Source organism: Psychrobacter sp. NZS113 (assembly GCF_015864825.1).
GTDB lineage: Bacteria > Pseudomonadota > Gammaproteobacteria > Pseudomonadales > Moraxellaceae > Psychrobacter.
Genome location: NZ_JADYWL010000001.1, coordinates 270,022 through 288,744 on the forward strand (window position 1 = coordinate 270,022; position 18,723 = coordinate 288,744).

The 18,723-nt window shown below is 43.2% G+C and carries 17 protein-coding genes; 13 read left to right on the top strand and 4 right to left on the bottom strand.

Features of this window, described 5'->3' with window-relative positions; translation table 11 throughout:
* Positions 1 to 79: 79 nt before the first annotated feature.
* Entirely contained in the window at positions 80 to 1,567 is a 1,488-nt protein-coding gene (locus I6E61_RS01165; protein ID WP_197128733.1) for a phosphomannomutase CpsG, read from the bottom strand.
* 228 nt (positions 1,568 to 1,795) lie between these two features.
* On the opposite strand from I6E61_RS01165, the gene mazG reads away from it, so the two are divergent.
* The 8 genes from mazG to yjgA all read left to right on the top strand — a co-directional run bounded on the left by mazG (position 1,796) and on the right by yjgA (position 9,381).
* The gene (gene mazG, locus I6E61_RS01170; protein ID WP_197128735.1) at positions 1,796 to 2,677 is read left to right on the top strand and encodes a nucleoside triphosphate pyrophosphohydrolase; all 882 of its coding nucleotides are present in this window, start codon (positions 1,796 to 1,798) and stop codon (positions 2,675 to 2,677) included.
* On the top strand, positions 2,661 to 3,035 hold the full coding sequence (locus I6E61_RS01175) for a ComEA family DNA-binding protein (RefSeq protein ID WP_197128738.1): 375 nt from the start codon (positions 2,661 to 2,663) through the stop codon (positions 3,033 to 3,035). Before mazG ends, I6E61_RS01175 begins: the two co-directional genes overlap by 17 nt.
* 166 nt (positions 3,036 to 3,201) lie before the next feature.
* Complete coding sequence (gene pcnB / locus I6E61_RS01180; protein WP_197128740.1) at positions 3,202 to 5,430, top strand: polynucleotide adenylyltransferase PcnB; 2,229 nt, start codon at positions 3,202 to 3,204, stop codon at positions 5,428 to 5,430.
* Complete coding sequence (gene folK / locus I6E61_RS01185) at positions 5,423 to 5,956, top strand: 2-amino-4-hydroxy-6-hydroxymethyldihydropteridine diphosphokinase (protein ID WP_197128742.1); 534 nt, start codon at positions 5,423 to 5,425, stop codon at positions 5,954 to 5,956. Before pcnB ends, folK begins: the two co-directional genes overlap by 8 nt.
* 83 nt (positions 5,957 to 6,039) lie before the next feature.
* Positions 6,040 to 6,840 (top strand): 3-methyl-2-oxobutanoate hydroxymethyltransferase, encoded by an 801-nt coding sequence (gene panB / locus I6E61_RS01190; protein WP_197128743.1) that lies wholly within the window; start codon positions 6,040 to 6,042, stop codon positions 6,838 to 6,840.
* A 39-nt stretch (positions 6,841 to 6,879) separates the two neighbouring features.
* Positions 6,880 to 7,779, top strand: a complete 900-nt coding sequence (gene panC, locus I6E61_RS01195; protein ID WP_194196154.1) for a pantoate--beta-alanine ligase — start codon at positions 6,880 to 6,882, stop codon at positions 7,777 to 7,779.
* Positions 7,780 to 7,853: 74 nt separating this feature from the next.
* Positions 7,854 to 8,819: an RNase adapter RapZ gene (gene rapZ / locus I6E61_RS01200; protein WP_194196153.1), complete on the top strand. Its 966-nt coding sequence runs from the start codon at positions 7,854 to 7,856 to the stop codon at positions 8,817 to 8,819.
* A gap of 49 nt (positions 8,820 to 8,868) precedes the next feature.
* A complete protein-coding gene (gene yjgA, locus I6E61_RS01205) occupies positions 8,869 to 9,381 on the top strand; it encodes a ribosome biogenesis factor YjgA (protein ID WP_110922009.1) in 513 nt (170 codons plus the stop codon).
* A 186-nt stretch (positions 9,382 to 9,567) separates the two neighbouring features.
* Here yjgA and I6E61_RS01210 read toward each other — a convergent pair whose 3' ends face one another.
* Positions 9,568 to 10,191, bottom strand: a complete 624-nt coding sequence (locus I6E61_RS01210) for a thiol:disulfide interchange protein DsbA/DsbL (RefSeq protein ID WP_194196152.1) — start codon at positions 10,189 to 10,191, stop codon at positions 9,568 to 9,570.
* 506 nt (positions 10,192 to 10,697) lie between these two features.
* Between I6E61_RS01210 and ubiG the strand changes: the two genes are divergently transcribed.
* The 4 genes from ubiG to I6E61_RS01230 all read left to right on the top strand — a co-directional run bounded on the left by ubiG (position 10,698) and on the right by I6E61_RS01230 (position 13,670).
* Positions 10,698 to 11,525, top strand: a complete 828-nt coding sequence (gene ubiG, locus I6E61_RS01215) for a bifunctional 2-polyprenyl-6-hydroxyphenol methylase/3-demethylubiquinol 3-O-methyltransferase UbiG (protein WP_197128745.1) — start codon at positions 10,698 to 10,700, stop codon at positions 11,523 to 11,525.
* Between the two features lie 77 nt (positions 11,526 to 11,602).
* Positions 11,603 to 12,313 (top strand): HAD family hydrolase, encoded by a 711-nt coding sequence (locus I6E61_RS01220; protein WP_197128748.1) that lies wholly within the window; start codon positions 11,603 to 11,605, stop codon positions 12,311 to 12,313.
* A 153-nt stretch (positions 12,314 to 12,466) separates the two neighbouring features.
* Positions 12,467 to 13,252: a YciK family oxidoreductase gene (locus I6E61_RS01225; protein WP_197129440.1), complete on the top strand. Its 786-nt coding sequence runs from the start codon at positions 12,467 to 12,469 to the stop codon at positions 13,250 to 13,252.
* 151 nt (positions 13,253 to 13,403) lie between these two features.
* Entirely contained in the window at positions 13,404 to 13,670 is a 267-nt protein-coding gene (locus I6E61_RS01230; protein ID WP_194196149.1) for a DksA/TraR family C4-type zinc finger protein, read from the top strand.
* Between the two features lie 83 nt (positions 13,671 to 13,753).
* Here I6E61_RS01230 and I6E61_RS01235 read toward each other — a convergent pair whose 3' ends face one another.
* Positions 13,754 to 14,932, bottom strand: a complete 1,179-nt coding sequence (locus I6E61_RS01235; RefSeq protein ID WP_320158555.1) for a GTP-binding protein — start codon at positions 14,930 to 14,932, stop codon at positions 13,754 to 13,756.
* 79 nt (positions 14,933 to 15,011) lie between these two features.
* Positions 15,012 to 15,770: a two-component system response regulator OmpR gene (ompR, locus tag I6E61_RS01240; protein ID WP_110922003.1), complete on the bottom strand. Its 759-nt coding sequence runs from the start codon at positions 15,768 to 15,770 to the stop codon at positions 15,012 to 15,014.
* A 379-nt stretch (positions 15,771 to 16,149) separates the two neighbouring features.
* On the opposite strand from ompR, the gene I6E61_RS01245 reads away from it, so the two are divergent.
* Positions 16,150 to 18,687: a Tex family protein gene (locus tag I6E61_RS01245; protein ID WP_197128752.1), complete on the top strand. Its 2,538-nt coding sequence runs from the start codon at positions 16,150 to 16,152 to the stop codon at positions 18,685 to 18,687.
* Positions 18,688 to 18,723 lie beyond the last annotated feature (36 nt).

An 18,723-nucleotide genomic window follows, 5' to 3' on the forward strand; every position in this document is an offset into this window, starting at 1 on the left:
TCATTAAAAAAGCTCGCTAATAACCCTTAGCGAGCTTTTTTGATTAATAACCAAACTGTTTTTGTTCAAAATTATAGTCTTATGCTAGCCTCGCTCCTTGGGCCGCTAACCATTCATTTATTTCTTGTATCTTAATATCTAATAACTCTCTATCACCGCGACTTTCAATGTTTAATCTGATCAACGGCTCTGTGTTAGATGCTCGCAAATTAAAGCGCCACTCTCCAAAGTTCAGACTCAAGCCATCAAGCGTTGATTTGACTGGATTTTGCACGCTAAATTTTTCTTCAATGGCACTGATGATAGTGGGTGCATCGTGAGTGGTGAGGTGAAAGTTTAATTCGCCTGAGCTAGGGTATGCTTGGATATAGCATGTGACCAATTCTGATAAGGTTTTACCTGTGATAGACAGTAGCTCAATGGTTAGTAACCAAGGAATCATGCCGCTATCGCAATAGAAAAAATCACGGAAATAGTGATGGGCAGACATTTCACCACCATAAACAGCCCCAGAGTCACGCATAACTTGCTTAATAAATGAGTGTCCAGACTTACTGATGACGGTCTTGCCATTATGGTCTTTAATTACTGCTTCAGTATTGTATATCACTCGTGGATCGTAAACGATTGACTCGTTTGGGTATTTATTTAAAAACGCTTGCGCAAGCATACCAACAATGTAGCTACCATCGATAAATTCACCGCTTTCATCGAATAAAAAGCAACGGTCGAAATCCCCATCAAAGGCAATGCCAAGATCGGCATTATGTTCTAAAACAGCTTGCTGGGTAGCCACTCTATTGGCTTCAATCATAGGATTGGGAATGCCATTAGGGAAGCTGCCATCAGGAGCATGATGTAATTTAATCACTTCAACAGGCGCATTAGCTTGTGCTAACTTCTCAATCAATAAGTCCACCACTGGCCCAGCACTACCATTGCCTGAATTAATGACCAGCTTGAGCGGCTTTAACTTATCAGTATCGATAAAGGTCATGACATGATCAACATAAGCGCTTTTATCGGTCAGTAATTGTAGTTTTCCTGATGGATTGTCAGTCGTAAATTGCCCGGATTCTGCTAACGCCTGAATCTCTGCAAGACCGTCATCGGCACTGATTGGTTTTGAATGTTCTTTGACCAGTTTCAAGCCATTATAATTAATAGGATTGTGACTGGCTGTGACTTCGATACCGCCCAATGCCTGATAATGACTGGTGGCAAAATATACTTCCTCAGTACCAGTCATACCTAAATCAATCACATCAACCCCAGCATCCATAATACCTGCTATAGTGGCTTGTTTAAGCTGTTCACTAGAATGACGAATGTCGCTGCCGATGACAATGGCAGGTTTTAGATTTGTCATATCATTGTCACGAGTCTCACTTACTGTACTATTGCGCTGATATAGAATCTGCGCAAAGGCGCGCCCGATACGGTAAGCAATCTCTTCATCCAGATTAACGCCAAGCTCACCGCGTATATCGTAAGCTTTAAATGAGCTGATCATAATAGGATTGAATTCAGTTTTTGGCTGATAGCTAATGGTCGCAGAAGTAGACATAATGGTAAAAATTCCTTGCGCGTAAGCAATGGTAAAATAATAGAGTAGATGGCACAATTATAAGCTAATAAGCGTTCAATGCTACACTATCGTCAACTTATTACAAAAGAGTGAAAACGTTAACCTGGCGTGAAATGGCATGTATACAGCTGCATTTGATTGCTTTATTCCCTTTGAACATTGAATCAATCACAACTATTACATTAAGCAAAAATAAGAGCCTCCTTTATGAATACTCTCGACAATAAAATCACAGCGCCTGCACCAGTACAAGGAACACCAGAAGCCACAGGCCAGCTTAATGATCTCTTGGCATTGATGGCGCGGCTGCGAGTTGATTGTCCGTGGGACAAAAAGCAAAGCAATCATAGCCTCATTCCTTATGCCATCGAAGAATCTTATGAGCTAGGCGAAGCGGTACAAGGCGATGATGATGAAGATATCAAAGGCGAGCTGGGCGATGTGCTATTGCAAGTTGTGTTTCATTGTCAGATGTATGCTGAGCAAGGGCGCTTTGACATGAGTGACGTTATTACTACTCTACAAGAGAAGCTGATTCGTCGTCATCCTCATGTGTTTGAAGCCGAAACTCTAACAGACGATGCAGCGGTCAAAGTACGCTGGGATGAGATTAAAGCGGAGGAGCAGCAAGCACGCGAGGCACGCGGTAAACCAAAGCGACATTTGGATAATACCAAAGCGGGTAGTGCGCTCATGCAAGCACAAGATGTACAGAAACAAGCCTCAAAGTTGGGGTTTGATTGGAAAGGCATTGCAGGGGCAGTGGATAAGCTAGATGAAGAGATTGCCGAACTAAAAAATGAGTTGACGGATAAATCTAAAGAAGCTGCTAAATATGATATAAGCAAAGCTAATATTAGAGAGGTTGAAAAGGAATTGGGTGATTGTATGTTTGCCCTAGTTAATGTCGCACGCAAGTTAAACCTTGATGCAGAAACAGCAACGCTGACGTGTGTGCATAAGTTTAAGTCACGTTTTGGTTATATTGAAGCGCAATTAGATGCAGCTGGCAAGCTTTTGGAAGACAGCGACATAACAGAGATGGATGCATTATGGGAAGCGGCGAAACAACATGAACGCTCATCCTAAAATCTCGTTTGCTAGCCTAGCCAAAACTGCTATTTTAGGTTGTGTTTTGGCTATTCTGATGCTTGATAATACTAATGCTGCGCCCTGTTTTGATAATCCTCAAAGCGCCTATGAGTACCTGTTGTCACAAGAAAATGCAAAAACTCAAGCGCGTGAGCAATATACCGTGAATATCAATCGTGCCGGCGAAGGTGAGTTGGTTTCACTCAATGGTATCGGTAGTAGCAAAGCCCAAGCGATTATTTTATATCGTGAGATGTTTGGCAACTTTAAGACAGTTGATGAGTTAGCAAAGGTCAAAGGTATTGGTGCAAAAACCGTTGAGAAAAATCGAGGACGTTTAAGCGTACAAGATTAAGGGCATTATTTTGCTTTAATTAACCCCGATATTGACAAAATAGCACGTAAGTAAATGTCATAACACACCTACTGCGTCCAAAATTTGTTAAACTAGTGGGTACATCCGCCTGATAAACGCTGTGTTCATCAGGGGTGGTCAAAGAATACCGGCGAGGAGTAGATGCATGGCCGAGCGTGCCGCCAAGCAGTTAGAACTGAATAAATCTGAATTACCCAATTCCATTACTGAAGTAATTGCCACTTTAACCCGAGCTGGGTTTGACGCATATATCGTCGGTGGTGGTGTGCGTGACACCTTATTGGGTCTGCGTCCAAAAGACTTTGATGCGGTCACTGATGCCAAACCGCATGAAATCAAAGACGTCTTTGGTAAGCGCTGCCGTATTATCGGTCGCCGCTTTCAGTTGGCGCACGTGTATTCAGGCAGAGAACTGATTGAGGTTGCTACCTTCCGTGGTCCGCCAACGAGTGATGCTAATACCAATCAAGATGGCATGATTCTGCGTGATAATGTTTGGGGTGATATCAAACAGGACTTCTCTCGTCGTGATTTTTCTATCAATGCACTCTATTATCAACCGCTTAAAGGTGTGGTTCATGATTTTTGTGGTGCGCTTGAAGATATTGATAACAAAATCATTCGACTGCTTGGCCATGCGCCCGTTCGTATAGAAGAAGACCCCGTACGGTTATTACGTGCCTTACGTTTTAAGGCCAAGCTTGGTTTTGAATTTGATGAGGCATTATCTGATCAATTTCATGATGGTAATTGGGCGTTGCTTGAGCAAATATCACCGCATCGCCTCTATGATGAAACGCAGAAGATGTTTACGGGTGGCTATCTAGTGCCATTGCTGCCGTTATTGTTTGAATCAGGTGCAATAGACAGCTTAATTATTTATCCACCGTCTGAGCCAAGTGCGCTCGTCAAACAAGTGGCTATCAATACGGACAAACGTATTGCAGCGGGCAAAAGTATCAATCCTGCGTTCTTTTATGCTGCGCTATTGTGGGAAAACTACCTCCATCAATTGGCAAAAGCTAAAAAGCGTAATATGCCATTTGCTGAAGCGCAAATGCATGCTGCTGGTAAAGTAATTGATCGTCAACGTATTAAGACCGCGATTCCTAAGTTTGCAGAGCAGTTTATCCGTGATATTTGGGTATTACAGCCAAAACTTGCCGCCCCACGTAGCAAGCAAATCGTCCAGCTCTCTGAGCATCCACGCTTCCGTGCGGGTTTTGACTTTTTGTTATTGCGCGAGCAATGCGGTGATGCGGAGCATCCGTTGTCAGAGTCAACTAATGGTATGGGTGACTGGTGGCAGACGTATCAGACATTGTCTGAGCAAGACCAAGAGCAAGCTGTAGATGAGTTTGATGAAAATATTCGTCGTGGTGCCTATAAGCAGCAAGGGCAGCGTGGTCGCGGGCGCAATCGTCAAAAACCAGAGTCAAATAGTGCTGATAATACAGTCTCTCATCAAAAAAATACCAAGCAAAGCAAAGCGAGTAACAGTGCCGAGCAGGGTGGGAATGTGCAGACAATGGTAAATGATGCGTCAAATATTCCAGCACGCCGTCGCCGCGCTGCCAGTCAATCAGCTCCTGCTAAGCAGTCTGGTGGCAACAAGAATAATAGCCAAGAGTTTCAGCAAGCAAAGCAGGACAGTATTGAGCTTGCCCAGTTACAGCAGTTATCTCTTGCCAATACTAGCAGCCAAACTGCAAATAAACGCCATCATTCTAAGCCTGCACCGCTATTTGTTATAGAGCATGAGAAAGTCGTGCCACCATTGCAAAAGCAACTGTCAGGTAATGATAAGTCTAAACGTTCTAATGAACCTGTGCAGCAAAAAGCAGCAACTCAGAACACGTCGACTAAGACGGCGGAGCGAGTAGAAGGTACACGTCCGGCTCGTTCAAATAGTGTTCCATCGTCTAAAGCTAAACCATCAGAGACTCAGCCTGTATCTACAACACATATTACTCGTTCGGTGGCCAGATCGCCTGCACTAGTAAGTATGAATAATGAGCCGATACCGCATAAGCGCCGTCGTCGCGAGCCTACTGTAGACAATGCAACGCCTCAGATAGCGGCTAATAACGAGCAAGCTACTGCTAGTGCTAAGTACGCGAAAAAAGCACCTAAGCCAGCAGTTCAGTCCGCTGATAAAGCAGACACTAAAGCCAAAAATCCGCCCGAGCGTAAGCCAGTAGCGAAAGTTACGGCTCCTGCAAAAGCTAGAAAGTCAGCGAAAGCGACAGAAAGTCAGGCTGCTAAAACCAGTCAAGCGGCTCATAGCAAGGTTACTGCTAATAATGTGAGTGACAATAAAGGACCTGTGCCATCGAAGCGTCGCCGTCGCCAGCCAAGTATTGAAAATGCCTAATATGGATAACAATACGGATAATATCAGTTGGGTTACCTGCTATGTAGGCTTGGGTAGCAATCTCGCTAATGAGCTGGGTTCGCCAGCAGAGCATTTGCAGCAAGCAGTGGCAATAATGCGAGAACATGAGCAAATACGTGAAATTCAAGTATCCTCATTTTATGCATCGGCTCCTATGGGACCGCAGGATCAGTCTGATTTTGTCAATGCAGTTGTTGGTTTTGAGACGACGTTACCCGCGCTTGAGCTGCTTGCATTTTGCCAGCAACTAGAATCGCAAGCCATGCGTGCCCGCATACGACACTGGGGCGAGCGTAGTCTCGATGTCGATATTTTATTGTACGGTGACGTGCATATTACAGAACCGCAATTAAGCGTACCGCATGTTGGATTGACTGAGCGTAATTTCGTATTGATACCGCTCAGGGAGCTGTCTCCAAACTTGATAATCACAGGAATGGCGATCAGCGATTATCCACAAAGTAAAGATTGGACAGGTCTAAAACTATTATCAAGCGGCGACTAGTTTTTCTAGTGATAGGCAAGATGATAGGTATTGGTAATTGAAACATCATTAACTAAAAGCATTGAGTATTAATCGAGGGTCATATGACGACGCTATCTACTTTAAATAAATTCAAAAAAGAGGGTGCTAAGTTCACTTGCTTGACGTGCTATGACTCTATGTTTGCACGGATGATGGACAAGGTAAAGATTGATACCATTTTGATTGGTGATAGTTTGGGCATGGTCGTGCAAGGTCATGACTCAACGCTGCCCGTGACAGTCGATGATATGGCTTATCATACAGCCAATATCGCCCGTAGTAACAGCCATGCACTCATTTTATCTGATCTGCCGTTTATGAGTTATGTGACACTGCCAGAAGCGATTGCTAATAGCCGTAAGCTGATGCAAGCGGGCGCGCACGTGATCAAAATTGAGGGCGGTAGCGAGCTCTGTGAGTTGGTCACGACATTAGCACAAGCAGGCACACCCACTTGTGTGCATCTTGGTCTGACTCCGCAATCAGTCAATGTATTTGGCGGCTATAAAATTCAAGGTCGCGGTGATGAAGCGGCTGATAAACTGCTTGCTGATGCCAAAGCAGTGGTTGACGCTGGTGCTGCACTGCTAGTATTAGAATGTGTACCTGCTGAGCTTGCAAAAGCCGTGACAGATGCGGTTGCCGTGCCAGTCATTGGCATTGGTGCTGGTGCAGATACTGACGGTCAAGTCTTGGTTATGCATGACATGCTAGGTATGGCTCATGGCCGTGTGCCACGCTTTGTTCACGATTTTCTTACAGATGAGCGTAATACTGCGCACAGCATTGAAGGGGCATTTGCCCTTTATCAACAGTCGGTACGTGAAGGTAACTTCCCTACTGAACAGCATCAATTCAATTAATAGTTAGTTTTACGATTATAAATAGAAGAATATTTAATCATGCCTATTATCCATCATCATATCTCAGCACTGCGTGCCGCTTTACAGTCTTATCGTGGTCAAAAAAATGAGAATCAAAATAGCCAGCCACGCATCGCGTTAGTGCCGACGATGGGCAATTTGCATGATGGTCATCTTGAATTAGTGAAAATTGCCAAGCAATATGCGGATATCGTGGTGGTTAGTATTTTCGTCAATCCTACTCAGTTTGGAGAAGGAGAGGACTTTGAGAGCTATCCTCGCACGCTCGATGAGGATGTGGCTAAGCTTGCGACAGTGGGTACAGATTACGTGTTTGCTCCTAGTATCGAGGAGATGTACCCAGTATTACCGCCACCGACCTCCGTTCTTGCTGGTGCTATTACGACTCAGTTATGTGGACAATCGCGTCCAGGACATTTTGATGGCGTTGGTATTGTCGTCTCTAAATTGTTTAATATCGTACAACCAGATATTGCTGTTTTTGGACAAAAAGACTATCAGCAATTAGCAATTATTAAGCAGTTGGTACGTGATCTAAGTTACCCCATTCATATTATCGGTGCACCTATTGTGCGTGCTGTTGATGGTTTGGCACTATCATCGCGGAACCAATACTTAAGCGCTGCTGAGCGTCAAGTAGCACCTATATTACATCAAGCGTTGCAGTATTTAGCAATGCAGTTAGAGAGTGGTGAGCAGAGCCAGCAGGGCGTTCAATTATTGCTAGTAGAAACGCAGCAGCGTATTACTGACGCTGGTTTCACAATTGATTATTTAGAAATAAAAACTGACACGCTAGACTCGGTTGTTAGTGAGACTGCCATTTTTAATGTAGAAAATAAAAACTTGATTATTCTGGTTGCTGCTTGGCTAGGACGTGCGCGTTTGTTGGACAATCAATTAGTGACAGTAGGTTAACGCTGTAATTCCTTTATAGTGGATTGAGTATACAAGGCGATTTGTTAGGTGCAATGGACTAAGGTAAGCGGATTATGGATATAAATCAAGGCGAAAACAACAATCAATCTGAGTCGGTAGCAGGTAAAGTAGCCACTGACAAGCTCAGTATTTTAGTTGTATCAGGTCGTTCAGGATCAGGTAAAACCTCGGTATTGAATATCTTAGAAGATTTGGGATATTACTCTATTGATAATCTACCGTTATCGCTATTGCCTAATGCCGCGCATAAGTTGGTGAACGAAAGTGGTATTCGCCGTATTGCACTCGGTGTCGATATCCGAACGCCGCGTGCCGATCTGTCCAATTTTGCAGAGACGTACGCATCGCTAAAAGAAATATATGGAACACAAGCAGTAAAAGTCGTTTATGTGACTGCACAAGAAAGCACATTGATAGCACGTTTTAATGCGACTCGACGGGTACATCCTCTGATGTCGCAGGATATTGATAGTGATAATGCAAAGCATATCGCTTTTAATTTGCCAGCGGCTATCAAAAAAGAAGTTGAGTTATTAGAGCCAATTGCGGGTCATGCCGATATTAGAATTGATACCAGCACGCTGAATATCCATCAATTAAAAGACAGTTTGCGCGAGCATACTGGTGTCGATAATCAGATAGTCATTAATTTGCTGTCTTTCGGTTTTAAATACGGCAGTCCTATTGATGCTGATTTTGTATTCGATGTGAGAATTTTGCCGAATCCCCATTGGAGCCCTGAACTACGTACATCGACAGGTTTGGATGCTGAAGTGGCAGCGTTCTTTGCAGATTATCCAGAAGTCGCCGAGATGACCAATGATCTCGAAAAGTTCTTAACACGTTGGCTACCAGATTTTTTACACAATAACCGCCATACGGTGACAGTGGCGATTGGCTGCACTGGTGGCAAGCACCGTTCAGTATTTATCACTGATAATTTACAGCGTCGTCTTGCTGATGTTATGCCGAAAGGCGTAAAGGTGCTGGCTAAACATCGCGAAAAAAGTCGCTGGTAATAGCAGCAGACACTATTCATTTTATTATTTATTATTTTGGAAAGCTTTTATGATCGACTGGAAAGAACAGGATATGCGCGTCTCGCGCACAGAACTCAAAAAAGCCCATGAGCGCTTGCAGCAGTTATCGATACCACTTGCTAGTTTGTCAAAAAAACAGCTAAAAGCCTTGCCTGCCAGTGATTATTTTATGGCAGAGCTGATGGCACTAGCTGATATCACTAGCGCCAATGCTCGTAATCGTCAGACTAAACGAGTTGGCAAGCTTATGATTGAAGAAAATCGCCATGAGCTGATTAAGGCACTATTCGATTCATACTTTCCTAAAGAGCAAGTTTCTAAGATAGAGAGCTGGTATGAGCGTCTAAACATCAATGATGAAGGTACGCTCAAGCAGTTTGTCAAACAATACAAAGCTTCTGAGCATCATAGTATGTATCAGTTATTGCTTTGGATTGAGTATGCTAAACATACAAATGATGATGAGCTAATGTCAGAGTCAAAAGCAGATTTGGCCAGTTATATTCGTGAAGTGGCTATACTGTCACAGCTAAAAAAATAACGAACGTATAAACTTGATAGTCAGGCTTAGTTTATAGACACTACAGCCTTTATAGAGCTAAAGGCTAGACAAAATACTTAATCAGCAGTATTGAAATGCAAAAAAGCCAATCATTATATGATTGGCTTTTTTATGTATTGCTTAATTTATGTCTCTCTCTCTTATCTATAATAGATAGAAGTTATATTATTTTTTCTTTTCAGCACGAACTTTATCAACTAAAAAGTCAACGATCTTAGGTACAGTAGCGTCTTGGCCACTGATGACATATTTACCTTGTACCACAACCGTTGGTACACCTGATACTTGATAGCGTTTAGCACCAGCTTGTGAGCGACCAATTTTTGTACCGACAGCGAATGAGTTATAAAGGCTGTTGAATTTTTTCTCGTCAACACCTTGTGAACCATACCATTTGCTTATTGACTGTTGGTCAAACAGTTTTTTACCATCTTTGTGAATTGCATCAAACATGGCATCATGTGTTTTGCTTTCGAATCCTAATAACTGCGCTGCATAGAAACCACGAGCATTGGTTTCCCAAACAGGATTCATTGCTGCTGGGGTTTTGAAGAAGGCAACGTCTTTGTCTTTGTTCTTTGCCCATTTTTCCATATGTGGATTCAATGCGTTACAATGCGGGCAACCGTACCAAAAAAACTCACGAACAATGATAGCATCACCGCTAATTTTTTCTGGATTATCTAGCACGCGATAGTCTTTTCCAGCGACATAGTCGGCGGCTTGTGCGCCTGTAGTGGCAAGACCAATAGCCATGGCCAAACCAGTCAATGTGATGACACGTTTCATACTTTATCCTTGAGATGTAGAGACTTAGGGTGTGTTAGAGGGCTTCTATAGCTATAGTTTTGAGTATATAAACGATATAGCGTCGAGTATAATCGAACTATAATAGCGTATCGACCATGATAATGTAAAATGTGTGTACTTGTGAATCTGATTCTTAACCAATGGTTGTAAAGCTGTGAGCTATTATTTAAGGTATATTGCTAATCATTTTTTACATTCGTTGTTATTTAATCTTATGATTTTTGGTCTTGTTTTTTAGAGTATGACTGCCTGAATCGTATGCTGCTTGAACCAATTATTGAATATTGCTATTTGAAGTTATCAAAGTACATTCATCTATTATATAAGCTTTGAGAGCTTATGATTCAAAATAGTAAATTGCCAAAGTTTGTGAAGACATTTCACAATCGGTGACGATGTCCTCACAACAAAATTGCTGCTCGCATGCTAATATTAAACACATAATTGCATACTGTACATGATAATGACAATAAAGGAAAAACGCTATGAGTTCAGCTTTATCTTCCCAGCCTTTTTTAAATGAGCAAGTGAATACCACTGCCGATGACATCCATGCTAATGCTATCAATGTCGATCCTAGCGAAGTCGAAAAATTTAATAAATTGGCTAGCGAATGGTGGAGCAATACGGGCGCGTTTGCAACTTTACATGAAATCAATCCATTGCGTTTAAATTGGATAGAAGAAAACGTTAAACGCAGTTATCAAAGCAATAATGCCAACAAAGCAGCTGAGACAGGATTAGTGGGTAAAAAAGTGTTGGATGTCGGTTGTGGCGGCGGTATATTGTCTGAATCAATGGCACGGCGTGGCGCTGACGTAACTGGTGTCGATCTAGGTACTGAAAACCTAAAAGCGGCAGCGTTACATGCAGAGCAGAGCGGCTTAGAGGATACTCTACGCTATCAGCATATCCCAGTAGAGACCTTAGCAAAAACTCACGCAGGTCAATTTGATGTGGTGAGTTGTATGGAAATGCTGGAGCATGTTCCCGATCCAAGCTCGATTGTGCAGGCGTGTTTTGATCTGCTAGCACCAGGCGGGGTTTGTGTGCTTTCAACCATTAACCGTAATCCCAAGTCATACTTGTTTGCCATTGTTGGAGCAGAGTATGTACTGCGCTTACTCGATCGCGGTACTCATGATTATGCCAAGTTTATTACCCCAGCTGAATTAGATAAAATGGCAAGCAATGCTGGATTTGTGCGTAAAGATATCATTGGGCTACATTATAATCCATTGACCAAGCGCTATTGGTTGGCACAAAACGTCGATGTTAACTATATGATAGCTGTGCAAAAGCCAATGGTTTAGAACTCTGACACTGTATTCGGTTGCGTTTGTGACATCAGATTTTATTAATTTTGTTATTCAATTTAAGAGTATTTGCTATGGCCCAATTTGTAAAAGCAGTTTTGTTTGACCTCGATGGGACCTTAATTGATACTGCTGCTGACTTTGTCCGTATCATCGGTAAGATGAGCATCGAAAATAATTGGCAAGCACCACCTGAGACGGAGATACGTGAGCAGGTCTCTGCAGGTGCCTCAGCGATGGTACAGTTAATGTTACGACATAATGAGCAACTCGATGTCAGTGAAGAAACTTTGCTTGATTTTCGTCAGCAGTTTTTGGATGATTATGAAGCGGATATATGTGTTGATAGCTGTGTATTCGCTGAGTTAGAGGAAGTACTTACAGACCTCGAAGCGAAAAGTGTGCCATGGGGCATTGTGACCAACAAGCCGCGTTATTTGGCAGAGAAGCTATTAAGTACCATGCAGTTGGACGAACGCTGTGCCGTCTTGGTATGTCCTGAGGATGTGTCTCGCTCAAAACCTGATCCAGAGCCTATGTATATGGCGCTAGAAAAGCTAGGTATACCTCGTGGTGCATCTGGCTGTGTGATTTATGTTGGCGATCATATACGGGATATCGAATCTGGTAACGCCGCTGGCATGCCAACTATTTTGGCAGCATATGGTTATATCCCGCCTGAAGATCAAAAAAATCTAAAAAAATGGGGCGCAGATTACATTACCGAGACACCTGAGCAGTTGAATAAATTGCTGCTGTCATCTGGTAAATTTGATTATTTATAATTGATCCAACATCCAGAAAATACACGGATATAAGTGATATCTAATAGATAACTTTGAATCAGACAATGCAAGTACATATCCCAACCTATTAAACGATAAGCAGTGAGCAATTACATGAGCGTAAATATCGATCAGTCGTCTGACCAAAAAGAGATGCAAAACACCAATCAACCTTTAACTCATGATGATATTCGTCGTTTTGTGCCATCTGATAACTGTTTAGATGGTAAGACTATTTTGGTGACGGGTGCCGGTGATGGTATTGGTCGCGTCGCTGCATTGACCTACGCTCGTTATGGTGCAACAGTGCTGCTCCTAGGGCGTACCAGTAGCAAGCTTGAATATGTGTATGATGAGATTGAGAGCCTTGGTGGTAAACAACCGGCGATGCTACCGATGAATCTAGAGGGCGCAACTTATGCTGAAATGCAGCAGCTCGAAGGGTTGATTGATAAAGAAATCGGTAAACTGGACGGTATATTGCACAATGCAGGTCTGCTTGGACAGCTGACGCCGCTTGAGATGTATGACGTCGATACCTTTGCTCAAGTGATGAAAGTCAACTTTACATCGACGTTTATGCTCACCCAAGCGCTACTACCACTACTTAAAGATGCGGATAATGGCTCTATTGTCTTTACCTCTAGCACAGTTGGTACACATCCTCGTGCATTCTGGGGCGCTTACGCACTTTCAAAGCAGGCGGTAGAAGGTATGAGCGATATCTTTACTCAGGAGACGCAAAACACCACGAATCTGCGTTTTAACTGTATCAATCCTGGCGGTACACGTACCAACATGCGAGCCCATGCTTATCCAGGAGAAAGTCCAATGAGTCTAAAAACACCGGAAGACATCATGGCAGGCTATGTCTGTCTAATGAGTGATGAGAGTATTGGCGTACGCGGGCAAGTGGTCGAGCTGCAACCAAAAGATTAGCAGGGTGATTTTTGCTCGGGAATGTGGTTATTTAACACTTTTATACATGACTTTTGAACCTAGTAGTAGGTTGTAATCAATTATAAACAACCCCATCTATCTGTTATTAAAGTGATTTATAATATCTAATGATAATAAATAGGATGGAGTTATGGCAGGTGGTTGGTCAAGAGATGGTGCTGAGCACGAACAGATGGATGCGACCGTTAATGATGCATTAGAACGGGCACGACGTTCGTTGCCAACGGGTGTTAGTGCAGAGCTTTGTGATGAATGTGGCAATCCCATTCCAGAGGCAAGACGGTTAGCAGTACCTGGTATCCAACACTGCGTAGGTTGTCAGACAGAACTTGAACAAGAGGCTCATGCTGCTGAGATATTCAATCGGCGTGGTAGTAAAGACAGTCAATTACGTTAGTAAAAAAGACCCTGCTATATAAAATAGCAGGGCCTTTTTTTGTATATATAATTTGATCTAATTACGTATTCTATTGCTATGAGCTATACAACCATAGCCATCAGCTCGTGATCACAGGTATCCCAATCTATAGCGGTTGCTGATAATTCAGGTTTGTATTTAATCGCTACATCTTCTCTAGCTGTATTATCATTTTCGTCTAACTGCAAAATTATTTCTATTCGACTATCAATCTGCACGCTGGCTGTGCTGGTCGTCAGACTATCAGGGGTGAAGTTGATCTGTAGCCAACCCTCAGTAGTATTGACAACTCCTTTGATACGTAGCCAGTTGGGTAACTTTAATAACCAATTATGCAAGTTATCGGCGTTTAGCCTATAGTGTGCGGGTAATCGCCAACCTGCCAGTAGTATGTCTTGTTGCTTTTCATGATAGCGGTAAGGCTGCTCGATATCTATGTTGCTCTGATCTTCGTCGCTTTCGCTTGAAAGCTCAGATAACGGTGACGTCGATATAGATCCGCTACGAGGCTGCAAGCCCATAACAGATTTTTGGGGTTGAGCGATATTTACTTTGCGTTGTTTGGAAATTGTTTGGCTAGAATTGCTCAGTTGATCGTTCAATGCCAATAGGTAAGTGTTTTTAATATCAAATGTAGCTTGCTCAGACGGTACCCAGATAATATTTACTTGCGAATTTAGCTTGGCTATCCACTCCACTAAGGCGTGTCTGTCGCTATCCTGCAATTGATCATAGCGATTAATCACTAGTGCATCTGCATCATGGACATGCGCTTGAAACCCATCATTATTGCGATATTTATCTTGTTGCCATTGGCTGCCACTGAGTACAGTTATCACCGCTTGCATTTTCAGCGCTGTCTGCCAATGCGGAGCACTGAGTTGCATGATAAGCTCACGTGGATGGGCAAGTCCTGTCGGCTCAATGAGCAGGCGCTGTGGATGGTGCTCACTGAGTAGGCGGCTGATAGCTATTTGTAAAGGCAGTTGACTGGTACAGCAAATACAGCCACCGCTGACCTCACGAATGGCAATCTTTTGTTGTTCAAGATTGCTATCTTGTGAGCTGGCTAGCAATGCACCATCAATACCGATACGACCAAATTCATTAATCAGTAATGCCCAGCGTTCATCGGTAGGCTTTGTAGCGAGGAGCTGATTAACGACCGTGGTTTTGCCAGCACCCAAAAACCCTGTCACCAAAGTGCAGGGTATGTTTTGAAAGATAATAGGGTTTTTCACAGATATGCTCATCATATTGGCACGTGTTTGTGAACAACCAAACACGGCCTATATTAAAAAAAATGACATCAGCCAAAGGTTATTCACTCTTAATGGCTTCTACTTCAGCTTCATCAGGGACGAACACATAGCCCACGCCCCAAACCGTTTGTATGTAGCGTGCTTGAGAAGGGTTATCTTCGATCAAGCGACGTAAACGTGATACCTGTACATCGATAGAGCGCTCCATCGCACCCCATTCACGACCACGCGCAAGGTTCATCAATTTGTCACGGGTCAAAGGCTCACGTGGATGCTGTACTAAAGCTTTTAGTACCGAAAACTCACCTGTTGTTAAAGTAACAACGTTGCCGTCACGTTTGAGCGTACGGGTCGATAGATCTAGTGTCCATGGCCCAAATTCAACCACTTCAAGCTGATGGCTTGGTGCACCAGGTAGCTCGCGGTTTTGGCGACGCAGTACTGCTTTGATACGGGCCAATAGCTCTTTTGGATTAAATGGCTTAGGCAGATAATCATCAGCACCCGCTTCGAGTCCTGCAATGCGATCTGCATCGCCACCTTTAGCGGTCAGCATAATGATAGGGATGTCGCCATTGTCTTCGCGCAGACGTTGGCAGATACTAATACCGTCTTCGCCTGGTAGCATCAAATCTAGTACGACTAAAGAAAACAGTTCGCGCTGCATTAACTTATCCATCTGACTGCCATCATGAGCAGTACGAACGACAAAACCGTCGTCTTCCAGAAAGCGTTGTAACAACGAGCGCAGACGTGCATCGTCATCGACGACTAAAATACGCTGGGTTAAAGTATCAGGGCTGGTATTATCAGGCATACAGGCATCCTCTTATAAAAATTATTATTAGCAGAAAATATACATAAAAACATGTGTAAAAAATTATGAATAAAGCAGTATCATTATCTAACTCCTGGTAAGGAGCAATATTTTCATTTAATTGAAAACTATTGTTCAATGTACCAGAACATACCGATATTTTAGTTATTGATACTTTAGTGTATAAGATTGCACAACTAATTGCATCACTCATAAGGACAAATGCTGTATGCGTTTGTTTAACAAGGCGACAGAACCTATGATATTAGGCGATTTCTGCTATAAAACACGTGATAAATAACGAAAAGATAAAAAGGATTTTTATTCATGCAGCTTTTGCTATAATGCAAAACTACATTTCTCAACGATTGATACGTATATGAGTAGCACTGATACCTTAACGCCATCTCAAACCTCGACAAATGCAAAGGTTTTGGATGCAACCACACACGCGAATATTCACGACAAGCTTGCTCGCGCGCTTGGCATTAAGACTGCTCAAGTCAATGCGTTTGTCAAACTTTACGATGAAGGCGCGACTGTTCCGTTTATTGCCCGTTACCGCAAAGAGAAGACTCAGGATCTTGATGATGCTCAATTGCGAGCGTTAGAGAAGTCTCTCAATTACGAGCGTGACATGGCCACTCGTCGCCTAAAAATTACTGAGCTGCTCAGCACACAAGGTAATTTAACCGACGAGTTGCAGATGCGTATCGATAATGCGACGTCTAAACTTGAGCTAGAAGACATTTACCTACCATATCGTCCACGTCGCCGTTCACCTGCTGCTAAAGCACGTGCTGCTGGTCTCGATGTTGCTGCCCAAGCGGTGCTAACACAAGAGATTACCCCAACAGATGCACTAGCAGACTATCAAGTACAATCCAGCATTACCGATGACAGTGGTAATGAGATTGACGTTGATTTCAGCGATATCGAAAAACAATTGGCTGGTGTACAAGCCATCATCGTTGATGAATGGACGCAAGCGCTAGATTTGCTAGACAACTTGCGCAGTGGTTTTGCCAAGACGGCCAGTATCGTGACGAGCGTTGCCAGTGAAGAAAAGCGTGAAGTCGGTGAAAAATTCAAAGATTACTTTGAGCACAGCGAAAGCCTAGCTCGCCTGCCTAATCATCGCCTATTAGCGATGTTACGTGGTCGTCAAGAAAACGTCTTGGGTCTGAAAATTGAAGGCGAAGACGCACCCTTTATCGAAAAAGCTATTAGCCATTTCAATGTTGATGCTACTGCACCAGCAGCTCGCCGTGAGTTTTTAACAGAAGCGGCTAGCAGCCTATGGAAAGACAAATGGCGTCCGCATATTGAACATCGCTTATTGACTGAAAAACGTCTGACTGCTGAAGCGGATGCCATCGATGTGTTTGCAAATAACCTGCAGCACTTATTAATGTCAGCGCCTGCTGGTCGCAAAGTTATTTTAGGTGTCGATCCTGGTATTCGCCATGGTGTCAAAATGTCGATTGTCGATGCTCAAGGCCATGTCATGCTAGACAGCGAAGACAAGCCTGTTGTTTCGACCGTCTATCCGTTTGCACCTGACAATAAAATGGGTGAAGCCAAAAAAGTCATTGATGAATTATTAAGTACTTATAATGTCGATTTAGTGGCTATCGGAAATGGTACGGCGAGTCGTGAAACAGACGCGATGATTAAAGAGATTTTAGCAGCCAATTCTGAGCTAAAAGCCAAAGCAGTTATCGTTAACGAGTCGGGTGCATCTGTCTATTCAGCCAGTGAGCTGGCCAGTGATGAGCTTGGCAATATGGACGTTTCTGTACGTGGCGCGGTATCTATCGCTCGCCGCTTGCAAGATCCGTTGTCAGAGCTCGTTAAGGTTGATCCAAAAGCTATTGGTGTTGGTCAATATCAGCATGATGTGAATCAGACTCAATTAGCAGATAGTCTAGACAAAGTAACTCAAGATAGCGTAAACGCGGTTGGTGTCGACGTGAACACTGCTAGCCCTGCTATTTTGGCACATATCGCTGGTCTGAATCGCAATGTCGCTCAACAAATCGTCACCTATCGTAAAGAACACGGTGCATTCGACAGTCGTGAATCATTGAAGAATGTCCCACGCTTGGGTGCTAAGACCTTTGAACAAGCAGCAGGCTTCTTACGTATCCATGATGGTAGTAATCCACTTGACGCTACCGGTGTGCATCCAGAAAGCTATGTATTGGTCGATAGCTTACTGGCACAAACAGGTAAAACATTGCCAGAAATCATTGGTAATGATGGAATACTAAACACTATCGATACCACTGCAGTTGCTGCTAATGATGACAATATCAGCATAAAAGCAATCTTAGATGAACTGGCTAAGCCAGCACGTGATCCACGTCCTGAGTTTAAGACAGCTAATTTCCGTGATGACGTAAATAGCATTAAAGACTTAGAAGAAGGCATGCAGCTTGAAGGCGTAGTAACCAACGTGACTGCCTTTGGTTGTTTCGTTGATGTTGGTGTTCACCAAGACGGTTTGGTTCATATTTCACAGATGGCCAATGATTTCGTTGCTGATCCTATGAACCGTGTCAAGCCGGGTGATATCGTGTCAGTACGTGTCATCTCTATTGATGAAAAACGTGGTCGTATTGGTTTTAGCATGAAGCCTGAATCTGAAAAACTAGCACGCTCAGCAGCAAAATCTACTCCCAAAGAAACTGGATCTGATGAGAAAGTCAGTCGTCCTCGTAGCAGTCGCCCAAATAGTAGCCGTCCCGCTGCTGACAAACGACCAAACAAGCCACGTGGTGATCGTCAGGATAAAGGTAGTGCTAGCAGTAATCGTAGCAAAGCGCCAAGAGCTGAGAAAACTGAAGCGCCTAGCAAATTGGGTACACTTGGGGCCTTACTGCAAGAAGCTGGCGTGACCAAAACTAAGAAATAAAACATCAAGATTTTTGCAAAACAAAAAAGGCAGCCT

Bases quoted from the DNA above. Each gene is read 5' to 3' on its own strand.
- rapZ (WP_194196153.1), top strand. From the start codon at position 7,854: ATGGATATAAATCAAGGCGAAAACAACAATCAATCTGAGTCGGTAGCA.
- panB (WP_197128743.1), top strand. From the start codon at position 6,040: ATGACGACGCTATCTACTTTAAATAAATTCAAAAAAGAGGGTGCTAAG.
- yjgA (WP_110922009.1), top strand. From the start codon at position 8,869: ATGATCGACTGGAAAGAACAGGATATGCGCGTCTCGCGCACAGAACTC.
- pcnB (WP_197128740.1), top strand. From the start codon at position 3,202: ATGGCCGAGCGTGCCGCCAAGCAGTTAGAACTGAATAAATCTGAATTA.
- folK (WP_197128742.1), top strand. From the start codon at position 5,423: ATGCCTAATATGGATAACAATACGGATAATATCAGTTGGGTTACCTGC.
- panC (WP_194196154.1), top strand. From the start codon at position 6,880: ATGCCTATTATCCATCATCATATCTCAGCACTGCGTGCCGCTTTACAG.
- I6E61_RS01230 (WP_194196149.1), top strand. From the start codon at position 13,404: ATGGCAGGTGGTTGGTCAAGAGATGGTGCTGAGCACGAACAGATGGAT.
- I6E61_RS01165 (WP_197128733.1), bottom strand. From the start codon at position 1,567: ATGTCTACTTCTGCGACCATTAGCTATCAGCCAAAAACTGAATTCAAT.
- ompR (WP_110922003.1), bottom strand. From the start codon at position 15,770: ATGCCTGATAATACCAGCCCTGATACTTTAACCCAGCGTATTTTAGTC.
- I6E61_RS01245 (WP_197128752.1), top strand. From the start codon at position 16,150: ATGAGTAGCACTGATACCTTAACGCCATCTCAAACCTCGACAAATGCA.
- mazG (WP_197128735.1), top strand. From the start codon at position 1,796: ATGAATACTCTCGACAATAAAATCACAGCGCCTGCACCAGTACAAGGA.
- I6E61_RS01210 (WP_194196152.1), bottom strand. From the start codon at position 10,191: ATGAAACGTGTCATCACATTGACTGGTTTGGCCATGGCTATTGGTCTT.
- I6E61_RS01175 (WP_197128738.1), top strand. From the start codon at position 2,661: ATGAACGCTCATCCTAAAATCTCGTTTGCTAGCCTAGCCAAAACTGCT.
- ubiG (WP_197128745.1), top strand. From the start codon at position 10,698: ATGAGTTCAGCTTTATCTTCCCAGCCTTTTTTAAATGAGCAAGTGAAT.
- I6E61_RS01220 (WP_197128748.1), top strand. From the start codon at position 11,603: ATGGCCCAATTTGTAAAAGCAGTTTTGTTTGACCTCGATGGGACCTTA.
- I6E61_RS01225 (WP_197129440.1), top strand. From the start codon at position 12,467: ATGCAAAACACCAATCAACCTTTAACTCATGATGATATTCGTCGTTTT.